The 16,747-nt window shown below is 63.5% G+C and carries 14 protein-coding genes and 1 pseudogene; 3 read left to right on the top strand and 12 right to left on the bottom strand.

Annotation, left to right across the window (positions count from 1 at the left end; translation table 11 throughout):
- Both IPM84_26755 and IPM84_26760 read left to right on the top strand, forming a co-directional pair.
- Nucleotides 1-722, top strand: a 722-nt coding sequence (locus IPM84_26755) for a hypothetical protein (GenBank protein ID MBK9096292.1), incomplete at its 5' end; no start/stop codon positions are given.
- Between the two features lie 31 nt (nt 723-753).
- The gene (locus tag IPM84_26760) at nt 754-1,086 is read left to right on the top strand and encodes a hypothetical protein (GenBank protein MBK9096293.1); all 333 of its coding nucleotides are present in this window, start codon (nt 754-756) and stop codon (nt 1,084-1,086) included.
- A 41-nt stretch (nt 1,087-1,127) separates the two neighbouring features.
- On the opposite strand, the gene IPM84_26765 is transcribed toward IPM84_26760, so the two are convergent.
- From IPM84_26765 to IPM84_26775, 3 genes are all read right to left on the bottom strand, one after another.
- Nucleotides 1,128-1,871, bottom strand: a complete 744-nt coding sequence (locus tag IPM84_26765; GenBank protein ID MBK9096294.1) for an ABC transporter permease — start codon at nt 1,869-1,871, stop codon at nt 1,128-1,130.
- A gap of 124 nt (nt 1,872-1,995) precedes the next feature.
- Complete coding sequence (locus IPM84_26770; GenBank protein MBK9096295.1) at nt 1,996-2,802, bottom strand: ABC transporter ATP-binding protein; 807 nt, start codon at nt 2,800-2,802, stop codon at nt 1,996-1,998.
- 178 nt (nt 2,803-2,980) lie between these two features.
- Nucleotides 2,981-4,162, bottom strand: coding sequence for a DUF362 domain-containing protein (locus IPM84_26775; protein ID MBK9096296.1), 1,182 nt, complete (start codon nt 4,160-4,162; stop codon nt 2,981-2,983).
- Between the two features lie 178 nt (nt 4,163-4,340).
- Between IPM84_26775 and IPM84_26780 the strand changes: the two are divergent.
- Nucleotides 4,341-7,105: pseudogene (locus IPM84_26780) on the top strand (cation-translocating P-type ATPase).
- Between the two features lie 155 nt (nt 7,106-7,260).
- Here IPM84_26780 and IPM84_26785 read toward each other — a convergent pair.
- The 9 genes from IPM84_26785 to IPM84_26825 form a co-directional block, all read right to left on the bottom strand.
- The gene (locus IPM84_26785) at nt 7,261-7,464 is read right to left on the bottom strand and encodes a hypothetical protein (protein ID MBK9096297.1); all 204 of its coding nucleotides are present in this window, start codon (nt 7,462-7,464) and stop codon (nt 7,261-7,263) included.
- Nucleotides 7,465-7,708: 244 nt separating this feature from the next.
- The gene (locus IPM84_26790) at nt 7,709-9,568 is read right to left on the bottom strand and encodes a hypothetical protein (protein ID MBK9096298.1); all 1,860 of its coding nucleotides are present in this window, start codon (nt 9,566-9,568) and stop codon (nt 7,709-7,711) included.
- Nucleotides 9,569-9,623: 55 nt separating this feature from the next.
- Nucleotides 9,624-10,475 (bottom strand): DUF1566 domain-containing protein, encoded by an 852-nt coding sequence (locus IPM84_26795; GenBank protein MBK9096299.1) that lies wholly within the window; start codon nt 10,473-10,475, stop codon nt 9,624-9,626.
- 121 nt (nt 10,476-10,596) lie between these two features.
- The gene (locus tag IPM84_26800) at nt 10,597-11,445 is read right to left on the bottom strand and encodes a DUF1566 domain-containing protein (GenBank protein MBK9096300.1); all 849 of its coding nucleotides are present in this window, start codon (nt 11,443-11,445) and stop codon (nt 10,597-10,599) included.
- Nucleotides 11,446-11,531: 86 nt separating this feature from the next.
- Nucleotides 11,532-12,416 (bottom strand): DUF1566 domain-containing protein, encoded by an 885-nt coding sequence (locus IPM84_26805; protein MBK9096301.1) that lies wholly within the window; start codon nt 12,414-12,416, stop codon nt 11,532-11,534.
- 121 nt (nt 12,417-12,537) lie between these two features.
- Entirely contained in the window at nt 12,538-13,380 is an 843-nt protein-coding gene (locus IPM84_26810; GenBank protein ID MBK9096302.1) for a DUF1566 domain-containing protein, read from the bottom strand.
- 64 nt (nt 13,381-13,444) lie between these two features.
- Nucleotides 13,445-14,386, bottom strand: a complete 942-nt coding sequence (locus tag IPM84_26815; protein ID MBK9096303.1) for a cysteine synthase family protein — start codon at nt 14,384-14,386, stop codon at nt 13,445-13,447.
- A 336-nt stretch (nt 14,387-14,722) separates the two neighbouring features.
- Complete coding sequence (locus IPM84_26820) at nt 14,723-15,931, bottom strand: hypothetical protein (protein ID MBK9096304.1); 1,209 nt, start codon at nt 15,929-15,931, stop codon at nt 14,723-14,725.
- Between the two features lie 148 nt (nt 15,932-16,079).
- Nucleotides 16,080-16,694, bottom strand: coding sequence for an apolipoprotein A1/A4/E family protein (locus IPM84_26825; GenBank protein ID MBK9096305.1), 615 nt, complete (start codon nt 16,692-16,694; stop codon nt 16,080-16,082).
- Nucleotides 16,695-16,747: the final 53 nt, after the last annotated feature.

Below are 16,747 nucleotides of genomic sequence, written 5' to 3' on the forward strand. Positions count from 1 at the left end.
TCACGACAGATGGCGGCGAGTCATGGCAGGCGCTGAGCTTTAGCGCAGAACTGCGCGAGGCGCGCACCAGCGCGGCCGCGTTTGCGCCAGACTTCGCCCGCAGTCATACCATGGCCGTCGCATGGGGAGTCTACGATCGCGGGCAATTCGGCTATTTCGCGGTGTCAACCGATGGCGGGGCATCTTGGCAACAACACACACACGCCGTGGCCGCGCCCATCGTCATCGCTTTCGACGCAGCCTGGCCGGCTGCACAGACTATCTGTGTCAGCGGTGAGTTGGGATTGGCCTGTACATCTGATCTGGGAATGACCTGGCGGCGGGCCGGCGATCCGGTGGGCTGGCTCAACGTGACCGGCCTGGTGAGCCGCATGGAGGGCGCCACAGGCGCGCTCTACGCAGCGACCAACACCCACGGCGTCTGGCGTAGCGCGGACGGCGGGCAAACATGGACAGCCTTCAATAGCCTGCTGCCCAACGGCCACGCCTGCGCCATCGCCCACGGTGCTGACCTTCTCGCCGTGGGCCTGTGTGATGGCAGCATCTACCTATGGCAACGCCAGCTAACCGCCTGGCAACGCCTGGGCGGCCCAACGCCAGGCGGCGTCAACGCCCTGGTTTTGCGCGATGATGGCATTGTTTGGGTCGGCGCCAGCAGCGGCATCTTCCGCAGCGCCCGCTTGGCGCCGCAACAGCAGTTTCCGCTGATCATGGCAAAGTAGCTAACGCGCTTATCGTTTGTGAGCAGGGCAAATGGTGTGGTATCTGAACGTGCCGTGGGATCGTGTCGTAATCGGCGTGGTGCTGATCCTCTACGCGGCGTACATGCTTTGGGAACACCTGGCGGCCTACGAACGCCTCTATTCGCCCTCGCGGGCGGTGAGCCAGGCCATGCTGAAGACCGCCTATTGGACTGCCTGCTATGGCCTGACGTTCGGCACGGTTTTCTGGGCCGTGTCGCAGTTTCTGCCCGCGGGGAGAAACCGGTACATGGTCGGGGTCGCGGTCTGGTGGCTCGTGTCCAACGTCCTGAGTGCGCTGGTCTGGCAGCCGCTGAGCCGCATGATTGATAACCTGTTGGATTGATGTGGGTCAGGCGCGGGCGCTGGACGAGGGGCAGCTTGCTTCTACTCCCAGCGGAATGTCTTCGCCGAGACGATGATCCCCAGCACGAGCATCCCGGCCAGTACACCGACATCCAGCAGGTGTTTTCCCCAGGCTTCCCCGACCCACAGGCCGCGCAGCAGGTTGACCACGTAGGTCAACGGCATGAAGGCCGAAACCTTCTGGACGGCGGCGGGCAGCAGTTCGACCGTGAAAAAGGCTCCGGAGAGGAGCATCATCGGGTACAGCAGCGCCATCCCGACAGTCCAGGCGGTGCGCGCCGTGGGCATGGTGCCGGCCACGATGAATCCAATCGCAAAGAAACTCAGGCTGCTCAGGACGAAGCCCGCCAGCATGCTGAAGGCGTTGCCCTCGAAGCGCACGTGGTAGACCAGTTTACCGGCGACGATGAGCAACAGCATGCCCAGGCAGGTCATGGCGAAGACCACAATCACCTGCGCGGCCAGGACGACCAGCGGGCTGACCGGCGTGGTCCGCAGGCGGCGCAGGATGCCTTTCTCCCGGTAGGTGGCCATCGTCATGGTGGTGGACATCAGTCCAGTGACGCAGATGATCACGGCGGTAAGGCCTGGTATGGAGGCGTCAATCGTCCTCTGACCGCCGAACTGCGGCGTGGGTTCGTTGCCGGTAATACTGCCGAACAGGAACAGGTACATCAAGGGGAAGACCAGCGTGAAAAAGGCGCTCGCCGGCTCACGCAGGAACAGCTTGGCTTCCATCCAGGTCATTTTCAAAAGGCTTTTCATCTCGCACCTCACTTCCTCATCTCGCGGCCGGTCAGGCTCAGGAAGACATCTTCCAGGGTCGGCTGCTCGGTGCGCAGATCGCGGAACGCCACCCCCTGTTCCGCCAGCAGGCTGACCACCTCGCTCACCAGCGGAACCCGGCGGCCGTTCTTCCCGTGGACGACCACCCGCTCTCCCTGGACCTCGAGCCGGGCCGCCTCGGAAAGGGCTTTTTGAAGCCTGCCGGCAGGGTCCCATCCAGGTTGAAGACGACACGTTCTTCCACCCCCAGGTTGCGGATCAGGGCCGCCGGCGTGTCCAGCGCCACGATCCGCCCGTGGTCAAGGATGGCTACCCGGTCGCACAGGCGTTCGGCCTCTTCCATGAAATGGGTGGTCAGGAGGACCGTCTTGCCCTGGGCGCGCACGTCGCGCACCAGGTCCCAGATGGTGTGCCGCGCCTGGGGGTCGAGACCGGTGGTCAGTTCATCAAGGAAGACCAGTTGCGGGTCCGGAAGGAGTGCCAGGGCGATGAACAGGCGCTGCTTCTGCCCACCGGACAGCTTCGCGAAGAAGGCATTGCGTTTCTCCTCCAGCCCCAGTTGGGCGAGCAGTTCCTTCCAGTCAGCCGCTTTGGGGTAGAACGAACTGTACAGGTCCAGCGCCTCCCAGACTTTCATCCGATCCGGCAGGTTGGACTGTTGCAGTTGCATGCCGGTGCGAAGGCACAGGGTCTGGCCCTCGCGCTGTGGGTCCAGGCCCAGGACGCGGATCGTCCCGTGGTCCGGTTTGCGCAGACCTTCCAGACATTCGATGGTCGTGGTCTTGCCGGCGCCGTTCGGGCCGACCATCCCAAAGATCTCGCCTGCGCGGACCTCGAACGAGACATCATCCACGGCGACGGTTGCCCCGTAGAGCTTGCGCAGTCCTTCAACGTGGACAACAGTGTCCATAGCTTTCCTCACTTCTTTTTCAAGATCGCTTCTGGCACCCATCACTTGTCAATCCCCCTTAGGGAATTTGTCGCGACCTAGGCCGCCAACACCCCCTCGATGCGGGCTACATACGCCTGGCTGGCCTCGTCACCGGTGACAAAGCGGATCTTGGACGGCCTTGACGTGTTTGTGAAAATCAGCCGGCATGCAAATTGATGTAGCCGAGGGGCGCGCGCGTGATCTGCTCGACCGGCATCACGTCAATCAGCTCATAGGTGCGCGAGCCCAGGCCCAGCTTCTCGCCGTACTCGACGACCTTGTACGGATCCTTGAGCGGGCCGTGCAGGTGCTGGAAGGGATGGCCCTCGGTGTACCAGGGCTCCATCGAGAGCGGCACATTTTCCTCGATCAGCCGGCTGTGCGCGATCATGTCCAGGGATGCCTGGTCAATCGCGACGATGTCGTCCGAGCCGAAGATGCCGACGTCAGGCAGGATCGGCAGGCCGGTGAAGCCAAAGCAGTCGCAGACAGGCGTCATATGCGTGCCGATGTTGATGAAGGTGGTCTTGCCCGGCGCAAAGGTGGAGAGGGTCAGGCTGACCGAAATCGCGCACGCCTCCTGAAACGCGTGGAAGTTCACCGGGTCAATCTTCAAGGAGCCGGCCGGCGCCACCTGCAGACAGCGGCCGCACTGGTTGCAGTTCTCGATGTGCAGGTGCAGGCTGTCCGGGTTGTGCTTGTCTTGCACCACGGCGCCATGCGGGCAGGCGGCGATGATGGCCTCGCGCACCAGGGGGTCGGGGCAGCGCTCAGGGAACCAGTACGGATCGAAATGACAGGCATCGTGCATGGCGCCGCGGGTCGGTTGCATCATGCAGCCCAGGGCCAGGTTCTTGAAGGCTCCGCCGAAGCCGCACGAAGGATGCCCCTTGAGGTGCGAGAGGTCAATCAGGAATGTCGCATCCTGGATGCCGCCGCCCAGCATCCAATCGGTCAGGTTCTTGAACGGGTGCGTGTGCCGGTAGTAGTAATGCTCGTCCATGCCGCCGATGGGGAAGATCGAGCAGCCCAGGGTTTCGGCCGTGTAGCCGCGGCCGGCCGCGTCGCCGGCGGACCAATTCAGATCCACGATGAAAGGCCGGCCGCCGCCGTCCTTGACCGCCTGCACCACACGCCGCACGAACACCGGGTGCAAGGTCGAGTAGCCGACGTTACCGCCCAGGTGCATCTTGATCGCGACATTCTCGCCCTTGACCCGGTCGCGGATCCCCAGCTTGTCCACGATCAGGTCCAATTTGATCGGCAGCGTTTCGTTGGCTTCCAGCCGCGTTTGGCGGGGCGAAGCATAATACACAGTGCTTGGCACGGTGCTTGGCATGGTATCTCTCCTTCGATGTGGTAAAATAAGCGCTGCAGGCTAAGGCCGTCATCGGCCCGCAGCAAGTGACGAATTACGCAAAGTATCTCGCGCAGAGGAGAGTTTGTCAAATGGACAACTGGTTGTCAGTTTGACAACTGCATCATCATGAAGTCAATCCCTTGACCCAGGAGAAGCTATGAAAACGCATTGGTACAAACTAGCGGCCGCGGATGCACTCAAGCAGCTCGGCAGCGATCCGGCGCCAGGTCTGACGGGCGCGGAGGCACAACCGCGACTGGCACGGTCGGCGCGAACGAGTTGGTCGCGCGCGGCGGCCGCACGAGCTGGGAGATCATCGTCGAACAGATCACCGGCGTGCTGACGATCCTCCTCTTCATCGCCGCGCTGGTCTCGGCCGTGCTGGGCGACTGGATCGAGGCCATCGTGATCCTGGTCATCGTCGTGCTCAATGCCGTCCTGGGCTACACCCAGGAGGTCAAGGCCGAGCACTCCATGGAGGCCCTCAAGCGCATGGCCGTACCCAAAGTGCGCGTGCGCCGCGACGGCCAGACCCAGGACATCTCGGCCCGCGAGCTGGTGCCCGGCGATGTGGTGATCCTGGAAACCGGCAACATCGTGCCCGCCGACGGTCGCGTCCTGCAGAGCGTCAACCTGCGCGTCGAGGAGGCCGCGCTGACCGGCGAGTCCGAGCCGGTGGAGAAGGACCCGACCCTGGTCTTCGAGACCGACAAGGCCCTGGGCGACCGGCGCAACATGCTCTACAGCGGCACGATCGTCAACTACGGTCGCGGCGAGTTCGTGGTGACCGAGACCGGCATGGGGACCGAACTGGGCCACATCGCGACCCTGATCCAGGATGTGGTGCAGGAGCAAACGCCGCTGCAGCAGCGCCTGGATAAGCTGGGCAAGTGGCTGGCCGGCGCCGCGTTGATCCTGGTCGTCGTGATCTTCATCCTGGGGCTGTTGCGGGGCCAGAGCGACATCAAAGAGCTGCTGTTGACGGCCGTCAGCCTGGCGGTGGCGGCCGTGCCCGAGGCGCTGACTGCGGTGGTCACGATTGCGCTCTCGCTCGGCGCCCAGCGCATGCTCAAGCGCCAGGCGCTGATCCGCAAGCTGCCGGCCGTGGAAACGCTCGGCTCGGTCACGGTGATCTGCTCGGACAAGACCGGCACGTTGACGCTGAACCGCATGACGGTCACCGCGCTTGACATCGCCAACCATGCCTTCGAACTGACGCAGGCGCAGGGCGAAACGGAGTTCGAGCTGGTGCCGACGGGCAGCATCCCCACGCCCGGCGCGCAGCCAACCCTGGACCTGCTGCTGATCGCGGGCGCGCTGGACAACGACGCCGTGCTGTCGTCCGACGAGAAGCAGCCCGGCCGCTATCACGCGGTCGGCGATCCCACAGAAGGCGCGCTGGTGGTGGCCGCGGCCTACGCCGGTATCAGAAAGGATGACCTCGAAGCCGCGTTCCCGCGCGTGGCCGAGGTGCCGTTCGACTCGGTGCGCAAGCGCATGACCACGGTGCATCGCACCCCGCAGTCCATCGCTGAACTGCCCGCCAGCCTTGCGCCCATCTGGGAGCGCCGCGTCAACCAGACCGTGATGCCGCCGTTCGTCGCCTTCACCAAGGGCGCCATTGACGGCATGTTGAACATCTGCGGCCAGGTGTGGGTGGAGGGCGAGCTGCACCCGCTGGATGATGCCTGGCGGACGCGCACCATGGCTGCGCACGATCAGATGGCGGCCAAGGGCATGCGCGTGTTGGGCGTGGGCCTGCGCATCCTGGATCGCCCGCCGGACGAGACGACCGACAAGGCGTTGGAGCACGATTTGATCCTGGTGGGGATGTTTGGGATGATTGACCCGCCGCGGCCGGAGGTGCGGGCCGCGGTGCTGGAATGTCGCAGCGCGGGCATCCGGCCGGTGATGATCACCGGCGATCACCCGCTGACCGCGCGCCACATCGCGCAGCAGGTCAGCATCAGCGACAACGACCGCTTCCTGACCGGCCAGGAGCTGGACCGCCTGTCGGTGGAAGAGCTGGCCGAGGCGACGCGTGACGTCTCAGTCTTCGCCCGCGTCTCGCCGGAGCACAAGCTGAAGCTCATTGATGCGTTCCAGCGGCAGGGAAACATCGTCTCGATGACCGGCGACGGCGTCAACGATGCGCCGGCGCTGAAGAAGGCCGACATCGGTGTGGCGATGGGCATCACCGGCACCGACGTGGCCAAGGGCGCGGCCGACATGGTGCTGCTGGATGACAACTTCGCCACGATCGTGGCCGCGGTGGCGGAGGGCCGGGTCATCTACGACAACATCCGGCGCTTCATCAAATACCTGCTGACCTGCAACGCCAGCGAGATCGCGGTCATGCTGATCGGCCCCATCCTGGGCATGCCGCTGCCGCTGCTGCCGCTGCAAATCCTGTGGATGAACCTTGTCACCGATGGCCTGCCGGCGCTGGCCCTGGGCGTCGAGCCGCCGGAGAAGGACGTCATGCGACGGCCGCCCTACACCGCCAGCGAGAGCATATTCGGTCGCGGCATGGTGCAGTTCATCATCGGCATCGGCGCCATCATGAGCGTGCTGGCGATCGGCGCGGCCTGGGGCCTCTGGCACGCGGGCGACCCGCGCTGGCAGACGGTGCTATTCACAACCCTGGTGCTGTCGCAGTTGGCGGTCGCGGTGGCGACGCGCTCCGAGGAGCACCCGATCTGGAGCATTGGCCCGTTCACCAACCGGGGCATGGTGCTGGCCGTGATCCTGACCGTTGCCCTGCAATTGGCCGTGATCTATCTGCCCGTAGCCAACCGGATCTTCCGCACACAGCCGCTGCTGCCGATTGAGCTGGCCCTCAGCTTCGGCCTGGCCCTGCTCACGCTGCTCATCGTGGAGATCTGGAAGGCCGTGGCCCACAGGCGACACCGCGCGCGATAGCATCTTATCAGTGAAATTCTGGTACAGCGAGCAAGAAATTCTAACGCAAAGTCGCCAAGCCGCAAAGCGTTTTCTTAGCGTCTTCGCACCTTGGCGCCTTTGCATTGAAGCATTTGGCTCCGGGTTAGGGTTTGTCTACGTATCACACGAAATTGTTAGCGGCGGGGAGTCACTTTGATCTCACCGGCCTGCTTTTGCCGCCGCAGATGTTTGCGCTCCCCCTTCGACAGCCGCTTGCGCTCGGACCCGGTCCCAGCGCGAGCCGGCTGGGCCGCGGCCACGCCGAGGGCCGCGGCCGCCGGTGGGGTGATCTCCTTGATGTGAGCAGCCAGTTCTTCGGTCTTAATCTCGTCTACCATTGTCTGAACTCCTTGTACGATCATTGACCCCATGGGTCGCGTTGTCACGAGTGAAAGTATAGCCGAACGGCACGCCCCCGTCGTCAGCACAAACGATGGTGGTCTGTGTAACAAACAAGCGGCCTGTCAAGCCGGCTCCTTCACGTTTGTTGTACGCCATTTGGTGTACGCGCCGGGCGACCAGTTCCAGCCTGCGCAGGCAGACTTTGCAATGGTTGCCGCGGTTTCAACCGCCGGGCATCGCCTAGCAGCCGACCAACCAGCGATTCGCCACAAACTGAATATCCGACACGTTTACCGCGCCGTCCTTGTTGAAATCGTAGGCCGGCACATTCAGGCCAAAGGCGCTGGTCACCAGTTGCACGTCAATCACATCCACCGTGCCGCTGGCGTTGACGTCAATCACGCAGCGCACCTGGACCTGATAAGGCGTGTTGTCGCCAGCGGTTCCGCTGAACTTGATCCAGCCGAGGTTCTCGCTCCAGGCGTGGCCCCTGAAGTTGCCCGCACCATCCACCGTGACCCCGTAGTTGGCATCGAGCGCCACGTCGTCCAGGAAGAAGATCGTGATACCGCCGAAGACCTCCGACTTGAACTCCAGCAGGTGCGCGGCGTCGTCGGCATAGGCGCTGACGTCCACCGTGACCTGGCGGTAGCCGGCGCCGCAACTCGGGTCGGCAGCCGTCGTCACCCACAGCGGGGCGCCGTCCAGGTTGACCTTGAGGTAGTCGTAGTCATAGCCGGAGCAGTAAACGTTGCTCACCCAGAAGCTCAAGGTAGCCGGCTGACCGTAGGGGATGATCACACTCTGTGACACGCTGCCGGCTTCGTAGGGTCCAGCCCCGCCGAACCACACAAACCAGAGGCCGGTGTGCGAAGCGCTGCTGCAGCCAGGGCCGCACAGTGGGGTGCCGAAGTTGGTTGACGCCTCAGTCCAGAAGGGGTTGGGCGTGCCGGTCTCGAAGCTGCCGTCCCGCACCACGTTGCCGGAGGGCGCCTCGCGCAGATCGCGCAGCTCCTGGGCGCTGCGCTGGACCGGGATGGACGGACCCAGGCGGGTGGGGCTGCCGGTGACTTGGGCCGTTGCCTCGGCGTTGTTCGCCCGCGCCACGGACGCGCCTTCCGTGTTCGCGATGCCCAGGGTCAGCCAGGTCGGGTCGAACTTGATCCAGCCCGAGGTGCTGCTCCAGGCATAGCCGGAGAGCGCACCGCCGGTCGGATTGCGGTTCACGCCGTAGTCGGTGGCCGAGCTGTTGGCGTAGGTCCATGCCCCGCCGCTCGTGTGCGTGCCCAGGCGGATCCAGCCGGCGTTTTCGGCCCAGGCGTAGCCCTCCAGATGGTCGGGATAGACTGCGACGCCGTCGGTGAACGCGCCGTTCGGGGCGGTCGGCGCAAAGTTGATCCAGCCGGCGTTGGTGCTCCAGGCCCATTTTTTGGGCGGGACGCCCAATACCACGTTGTCGCTGAAGTCGAGCTGGTAGGCGCCCGTATCGCCAACACCATAGGTCGTGATGATCGCCCAATAGGTTTTGCCTGGCGTCAGCGTCACGTTATCGGCCAGGGTAATGGCGCTCAGGTAGCCCGCGCCATCGTCGTCGTCGGTGATCACACCGTTGACGGTGGGGGTCGCCGCATTGAAAGGCTGGCACGATACGCTCAGGAAGGTGTCGCCGATGGTCGTGCCCGCGGCGTTGACCTCGATCTGGATGGGACTGTTGTTGGTGACGTGGAAGGCGTGGGCTTCGTAGTAGAAGCCGCCACCGAACGGGTTCGGAGTCCATACCGAAGCACAATTGACCGTGACAGCCGCACTCAAATCGGGACGGGTGAAGGTGGGGTCGCTGCCATCCAGGGTTCCATTGACAATCGGTCCCACCAGCGGGCCAACGATTTGAGAGGGCATTCCGGCTGCAGGACCTTTTTCACCCGGGCCTTGAGCTGCGACGTTACCGACGGCCGTCGCCAGCAGCACGAGCAGCACGAGTAAAGCGGAGACCAATCCAGTGCCGGAGCAGGGTAGATGTTCGGTGTCACGGTCGCTGAAAAACAAGGCAATCTTACCGAATAGGTCTCCGGCACTAGGTAGTCGTTTTTTGTCGTTCATGGCATAACCTCATTCGTTAGAGATGAATACGGTCCTACTATTATCAGTCGAAGCCTCATTGTCCGCCACGCACCGGCCACACGCGGATGGTGTTCGTCTTATCGAAGCCGCTCACGTTGCCGACGGACAGGAACACGTACCAGGCGTACGACGAGACCCAGGCGTAGGTGGTACTCGCCCAGTAGCCGTCGGGCTGGACGCCGGTGAACGGATGGCCTGCGGGCAAGGCAGGATTCAATTGCGTCAGATCAATCAAACTGTGCAGCTCATTCACATTCGGCAACCGCCAGTTGCCGGCGACGGAACCGTCGCTGAGACCGCAAGAACCGCTGGCCAGCGCGTTGGCGTCGCTCAGGGCCGTCGCCCAAAGTCTAGTCCCAAAGCAATTCGCGTTCTTCAGCCAAATCAACGCCGTCAGGTTGTCCGTCACCGTCCCATCGCCATTGTCCGTAAACCGCACCCCCGTCCACGCCGGTGTGTTGTACGCATTCGTCGTTCCACAGCACGTCGGCGCCACCACATAATCGCCCACCCCCGCCTGGTATTCTCCGTCCTGGCCCGTGCCCGCACACGGGATTACTGTGCCAGCGATGTCGTAGCACGTCGTCTGTCCCGTCTTCGCCACGCGCTTTGCCAGCGCCCGCGGCTGCGCCTGCGCCATGATCTCGTCCAGCGGGTGCATCGTCCCCGTCCCCGGCCCGCTGGCCGGCTCCATGAACCCGCTCTGCTGCGCAAAGTAGTGGCCCGTCGCCAGCCGCTGGTAGATCTGCTCCAGCGTGTACGAGCTCGTCGTTCCCGGCGGGTTCGGCGGATCCACCGGCCCGTTCCCGGCTGCATTCAGCAGGCCTACGCCCGCCACGGCCAACACGACCACCACCATCAATATCGTCATCAGTCTGTTACGCATGAGAATTCCTCTAACCTTGAACACGAACCTTGGCGGTCGCTTACGCGCCATTGTTTCTACCGCGACGGCAGCCAGTCCACGCGCTGTCGCCGTCTGGATCGCCCGCGGCGGCGCCAAAGCCTCATGGTCCGCCACGCACCGGCCACACGTAGTAGGTGCCCGACTTGCCGTCGCTGCCCACCCAGCCATTGTTCAGGATCACGAGCCAGGCGAACGACGGGTTGACGTCGCGGGTGGTACTCGTCCAGTAGAAGTAGGACTGGACGCCGGTGAAGGGGTGGCCTGCGGGCAAGGCAGGATTGAACTGTGTCAGATCGATCAAACTGTGCAGCTCATTCACGTTCGGCAGCCGCCAGTTGCCGGCGACGGAACCGTCGCTGAGGCCGCATGAACCGCTGGCCAGCGTGTTGGCGTCGCTCAGGGCCGTCGCCCAATTTCTAGTCCCATAGCAATTAGCGTTCTTCAGCCAAATCAACGCCGTCAGGTTGTCCGTCACCGTCCCATCGCCATTGTCCGTAAACCGTACCCCCGTCCACGCCGGTGTGTTATACGCATTCGTGAATGCACAGCACGTCGGCGCAACCACGGGATCGATCCCCCCTTGGTATTCCCCGTCCTGTCCCGTGCCCGCACAGGCTATCGTGCCGCCAGCGGCGTCGTAGCAGAGCGTCTGTCCCGTCTTCGCCACGCGCTTTGCCAGCGCCCGCGGCTGCGCCTGTGCCATGATCTGGTCCAGCGTGTGCATCGTCCCCGTCCCCGGCCCGCTCGCCGGCTCCGTGAACCCGCTCTGCTGCGCAAAGTAGTTGCCCGTCGTCAGCCGCTGGTAGATCTGCGCCAACGTGTACGAACTCGTCGTTCCCGGCGGGTTCGGCGGATCCACCGGTCCGTTCCCGGCCGCATTCAGCAGGCCCACGCCTGCCGCGGCCAGCACGACCATCATCATCAAAATCGCCATCAGTCTGCTGCGCATGAGAATTCCTCCTATCGCGGAACACGAACCTTGTTGGTCGCTTCCGCGCCATCGTCATCTGGCTTGCCGACCGCCGCGCCAAAGCCTCATGGTCCGCCACGCACCGGCCACACGTAGTAGGCGTCCGTCTTGGTGCAGGCGGCGGCGAAGATGCCGTAAACGAAGCCGACTTGCAGGCCCACACACCAGGCCAACGTCGGCCCGGCGGTGATGGTGGTGCTCGTCCAGTAGATATTCGACTGGACGTTGCTGAAGGGGTAGCCGCTTGGCAGCGCAGGGGAGAACCGTTCGTAGTCAACGAGGCTCTGCATCTCGCGCACGTTAGGCAGCCGCCACGCGCCGGCGGCGGAACCGTCAGTGAGACCGCAGGACCCGCTGGCCAGCGTGTTGGCAGCGGTTAAGGCATTTGCCCAGGTTTGTGTCGAAAAGCAGTTTGCGTTCTTCACCCAGATCAGCCCGGTCAGGTTATCCGTCACCGTGCCGTTGCTATGATCGGTAAAGCGCGGGCTCGGCCAGGCCACGCCTTTCTGCAGGGCGCCATCGTCGCCGGCGGCGAAGGATGTGGTTTGCCCAGTCTTGGGAACTCCCGCCTGATACGTGTTACCGAAGCTGGCCGTGCCGGTTCGCAGGCCCCACTGCCCGCTGGTCAAACCCCAGAAGGTCTTGCCGTTGGCCACGGTGGCAGCCGTCGCGCCGTTGGCGACGTCCAACGCCGGCGCCGCCGCCATGATCTCGTTCAGCGTGTGCATCGTCCCCGTCCCCGGCCCGCTGGCCGGCTCGGTAAAGGTGCTCTGTGCCCCGGCCGCGCCGGCGTTCAGCCGGGCCCACAAGTCGTTGAGCGTGTACGAACTCGTCGTCCCCGGTGTGTTCGGCGGATCCACCGGCCCGTTCCCGGCGGCATTTAGCAGGCCCACGCCCGCCGCGGCCAGCACGACTATCACCATTAAAATTGTCATCAATCTGCTACGCATGATAGTTCCTCCAACCTTGAACACGAACCTTGTTGGTCGCTTACGTGCCATCGTTTCATCGGCGACAGCAGCCAGTCCACGCGCTGCCGCCGTCTCAATCGCTTGCCACAGCGCCAAAGCCTCATTGTCCGCCACGCACCGGCCACACGTAGTCGAGGATCGTCTTGACGTAGCCGTTCACGCGGCCATTGTACAGGTACACGCCCCAGGCGTACGACGCGTACTCGGCGTAGGTGGTACTCGTCCAGTAGTCGTCGGACTGGACGCCGGTGAAGGGGTGGCCGCTTGGCAGGGCAGGAGTGTACCGTCCGTAATCAATCAGGCTCAGCATTTCGCGCACGTTGGGCAGCCGCCACGCGCCGGCGGCGGAACCGTCAGTGAGACCGCAGGACCCGCTGGCCAGCGTGTTGGCAGCGGTTAAGGCATTTGCCCAGGTTTGTGTCGAAAAGCAGTTTGCGTTCTTCACCCAGATCAGGCCGGTCAGGTTATCCGTCACCGTGCCGTTGCTATGATCGGTAAAGCGCGGGCTCGGCCACGCCACGCCTTTCTGCAGGGCGCCATCGTCGCCGGCGGCGAAGGATGTGATTTGCCCAGTTTTGGGAACTCCCGCCTGATACGTGTTGCCGAAGCTGGCCGTGCCGGTTCGCAGTCCCCACTGCCCGCTGGTCAAACCCCAGAAGGTCTTGCCGTTGGCCACGGTGGCAGCCGTCGCGCCGTTGGCGACGTCCAACGCCGGCGCAGCCGCCATGATCTCGTTCAGCGTGTGCATCGTCCCTGAGGTCGGCCCGCTGGCCGGCTCGGTGAAAGTGCTCTGTGCCCCGGCCGCGCCGGCGTTCAGCCGGGTCCACAAGTCGTTGAGCGTGTACGAACTCGTCGAGCCCGGCGGGTTCGGCGGATCCACCGGCCCGTTCCCGGCCGCATTCAGCAGGCTCACGCCCGCCACGGCCAGCACGACTATCATCATAAAAATTGTCATCCATCTGTTACGCATGAGGGTTCCCCCTATCGTAGGACACGAACCATGAATCTCATCTCGCTTCGGCATACACGTCGGTGCTCAAGTACCGCAGCCCCGAGTCAACGATGATGGTCGCGACCATCGCGCCTGGGCCTAGTTGCCTGGCGACGCGGATCGCCGCGACGACGTTCGCGCCGGATGATGCGCCCGCGAAGATCCCCTCCTCGCGCGCCAATCGCCGCGCCATCGCCTTGGCCTCCTCACTGGTCACCGTCTCAATCGCATTGACGAGTTCAGGCTGCCATAGCGGCGGCAGGAAGCCAATGCCGATGCCCTCGATCTTGTGGGAGCCTGATGGCCTCCCGGACAGCACCGCGGACTCCGCAGGTTCGACGGCGATGGTCAGGATGCGGTCGTTGTGCTTGCGCAGGGATTTCGTGACACCATGAATCGAGTGCGCCGTGCTGACCGCATGCACGAAGGCATCAATCTGCCCGCCGGTCTGCTGCCAGAGTTCGTCGCCCAGCGGCAGATAGCCTTCGATGCCGTCATGATTGTTGAGTTGGTCGCAATACCAATGGCCGGGCCGCAAACTGATCTCCTCTGCGGTGCGCATCAAGGTTTTGATCAGTTTTTCGTTGATATTCTTGTTGTCGCTTGGCACATCGGTGATATGCGCACCAAACGCCTGCATCGTCCGCCGCTTCTCCAGACTGAATGCGTCGGAAAACACGATCTCCAGGGCGTAACCTTTCGCGGCGCACACAAGCGCCAGCGAGATGCCTGTGGTGCCCGCGGTGTATTCCACCACCGTGCCGCCCGGCCGCAAGCGCCCGTCGGCTTCGGCGCGCTCGATAACCGCTTTGGCCATTCGATCCTTCATACTCCCGGTCGGATTCGCCCATTCCAGCTTGGCCACAATGCGCGCCAGGCCGGGCGGAACGACTTTCCGCAGTTCGACGAGCGGCGTGTTGCCAATCGCGTCCAGTATACTGTGCGTGGCGGTGATCATAATCGGTCCTTTCTGGATTATCCGTGGCGCGTTACATCGCCGCCGGCCTCACGGAGCAGGCCGGCGGCAACTTCATCATTCAGGTGGAGCGGGGTGCGGCATAGGGGGGCGGGGGGGGGGGGGGGGGGGGGGGGGGGGGGGGGGGGGGGGGCCTCCCCTCCAGAAAGCACAACCATTTTATCCCCATCCCCCGCGTGAAGACAGACATAAACTAATCTACTTTTGGGGCAGTTTTGCTACAATAATTTGTAATGGGGGGTGCAGGCTGGAGGTGCGCGGGGGGGGGGCGTCGAAAACTGTCTGAATTCCAGGCCGCCTGAACAGTTTCCCTGCGGCTCAGTGAGGGAGGTGGAAGAGGTTGAGCAGGCTGGTCAGCCCCGGCAGGTTTTTGCCGTCGGGAGAGGGGTAAGGGCCGCGCACAGCAGCCGCCCACACCTGCTCGGCCACGTCATACGCCGCACGGGGACGCCCCAGCCAGCGCGCGTGGCGGGCGCGCTCAGCCAGCAGCTCGCCGTCGTTGTCGAGCCAGCGGCGCATGATCTCCAGGGCTTCCGCTGGACTGCCGGCCAATTCGCTGGCGCCGCCCGCGATGATATACTCGGCATTGCCGGTCTCCTGGCCTTCGATCACGCTGATCAATAAGATCGGCAGCCCGCACGCCAGCGCCTCGGAGACGATCAGCCCACCGGCCTTACAGATGATGCCATCGGCCGCCCGCAGTAGGCTGGGCATATCCTCCGTCAAGTCATAAACATGGGTCGGGGTATGCCAGTCTGTGTCGCACAACTGCCGATACACCCCGTCGTCGCCACCGCTGACAACCACCGTTTGCAGTGGCAATCCGGCTTGATCCAGGGTGTGGAGCGTCTCGACCAGGTGCAAGACGCGCGTGCCGCCAACGGCCAGGATGGTCGTCAAGTCAGGACGCCAGCCCAGGGCCACGCGGATGGCCGCCGGCGTGCGTGCGTCGCTTGACAACTTGGGATTGACCGGGATACCGGTGATCTTGACCTTGTCCGCCGCAAGACCGGACCCGACGTCCAGATCATACGCGTCCTGCGTTGCCACCAGGCAGAGATCACTGCTGTCGTTGAACCACATGCGGTGTACCGTCACCAGGTCCGTGACCACCGTGATGAGGGGCACGTGCTGCCCGGCCAGGGTGAACACCGCGCCCAGCGGCGCGAGATAATCCGGGTAGACGGTCACAATGGCATCCGGCCGGCGGCTGCGGACCAGATCGCGCATGACGTCAAACAAGGCGACCGTCAGCGCGCTCTCGATGACGGCCGTGGGCAAGGGCGCGTCGCTGAGGTCATAGCCGAGCTTGTACAGCTCCGGCATGCGCTGTACGATCTCGTCATAGGCTGTCTGGCTGTCGCGCAAGAAGCCCGGCGTGCGGGCATCGTCCAACGGATTGACGATTTCCACCAGGCATTGTGCGCCGTGCAGTTCCCGTAAGGCTGCTGCAATCGCCTCGGCTGCGCTGCGGTGACCGGAACCCGCCTCAGCCATCAAGACAAGGATACGCTTCGCGTCGTCCACCGTCCGTGACTCCCTATCTACCCATCACCCGTGAGCGACAGGCATCATCTGGTCCGGCTCTACAAGCGGCAGAGCCAGTGGCTCTGCCGCTTGTAGACTTGTAGAATGGTCTTTCATCGTAGAAGAACAGCTATCTCGTGGCCGCCCTTCAGTGTTTCGCGTTGTGAACCGCATCCTTGACGTCGTTTCTCACGTTGCGAGCGCCACCCCTGACGTCGTTTCTCACGTCCTGAGCGGCATCCTTGACGTCGTTCTTCACGTCGTGTGCGGCATCCTTGACGTCGTTCTTGGCGTCGTGTGCGGCATCCTTGACGTCGTGCTTGGCGCCCTCGACCTTGTCCTTCATGTCCTGAGCGGCATCCGTGGCCTTGTCCTTCATGTCGTGAGCGGCATCCGTGACGTTGGTCTTGGCGTCGTGAGCGGCGCCCTCGACCTTGTCCTTCACGTCCTGAGCGGCATCCGTGGCCTTGTCCTTCATGTCGTGAGCGGCATCCGTGACGTTGGTCTTGGCGTCGTGAGCGGCGCCCTCGACCTTGTCTTTCACGTCGTGCATGGCATCCGTGGCGTCGTGCTTGGCGTCCGTGGCGTCGTGCTTGGCGTCATGAGTGACACCCTGGACCTTGTCCTTCACGTCCTGAACAACATCCTCGACCTTGTCCTTCACGTCCTGAACAACGTCCTCGACCTTGTCCTTCACGTCATGAACAACATCCTCGACTTTGTCCTTCACGTCGTGAGCGGCATTCTTAATGTGGGTAAACATACATCCCTCCAGATGGGTGAAATGGCGAGCTGCAATCAGACAGATCTGCCTGA

Origin of the sequence: Candidatus Amarolinea dominans, assembly GCA_016719785.1 — a bacterium.
Lineage (GTDB): Bacteria > Chloroflexota > Anaerolineae > SSC4 > Amarolineaceae > Amarolinea > Amarolinea dominans.

Bases quoted from the DNA above. Each gene is read 5' to 3' on its own strand.
- IPM84_26785 (MBK9096297.1), bottom strand. From the start codon at position 7,464: ATGGTAGACGAGATTAAGACCGAAGAACTGGCTGCTCACATCAAGGAG.
- IPM84_26765 (MBK9096294.1), bottom strand. From the start codon at position 1,871: ATGAAAAGCCTTTTGAAAATGACCTGGATGGAAGCCAAGCTGTTCCTG.
- IPM84_26825 (MBK9096305.1), bottom strand. From the start codon at position 16,694: ATGTTTACCCACATTAAGAATGCCGCTCACGACGTGAAGGACAAAGTC.
- IPM84_26815 (MBK9096303.1), bottom strand. From the start codon at position 14,386: ATGATCACCGCCACGCACAGTATACTGGACGCGATTGGCAACACGCCG.
- IPM84_26810 (MBK9096302.1), bottom strand. From the start codon at position 13,380: ATGATGATAGTCGTGCTGGCCGTGGCGGGCGTGAGCCTGCTGAATGCG.
- IPM84_26800 (MBK9096300.1), bottom strand. From the start codon at position 11,445: ATGCGCAGCAGACTGATGGCGATTTTGATGATGATGGTCGTGCTGGCC.
- IPM84_26795 (MBK9096299.1), bottom strand. From the start codon at position 10,475: ATGCGTAACAGACTGATGACGATATTGATGGTGGTGGTCGTGTTGGCC.
- IPM84_26805 (MBK9096301.1), bottom strand. From the start codon at position 12,416: ATGCGTAGCAGATTGATGACAATTTTAATGGTGATAGTCGTGCTGGCC.
- IPM84_26775 (MBK9096296.1), bottom strand. From the start codon at position 4,162: ATGCCAAGCACCGTGCCAAGCACTGTGTATTATGCTTCGCCCCGCCAA.
- IPM84_26760 (MBK9096293.1), top strand. From the start codon at position 754: ATGGTGTGGTATCTGAACGTGCCGTGGGATCGTGTCGTAATCGGCGTG.
- IPM84_26770 (MBK9096295.1), bottom strand. From the start codon at position 2,802: ATGGACACTGTTGTCCACGTTGAAGGACTGCGCAAGCTCTACGGGGCA.
- IPM84_26790 (MBK9096298.1), bottom strand. From the start codon at position 9,568: ATGAACGACAAAAAACGACTACCTAGTGCCGGAGACCTATTCGGTAAG.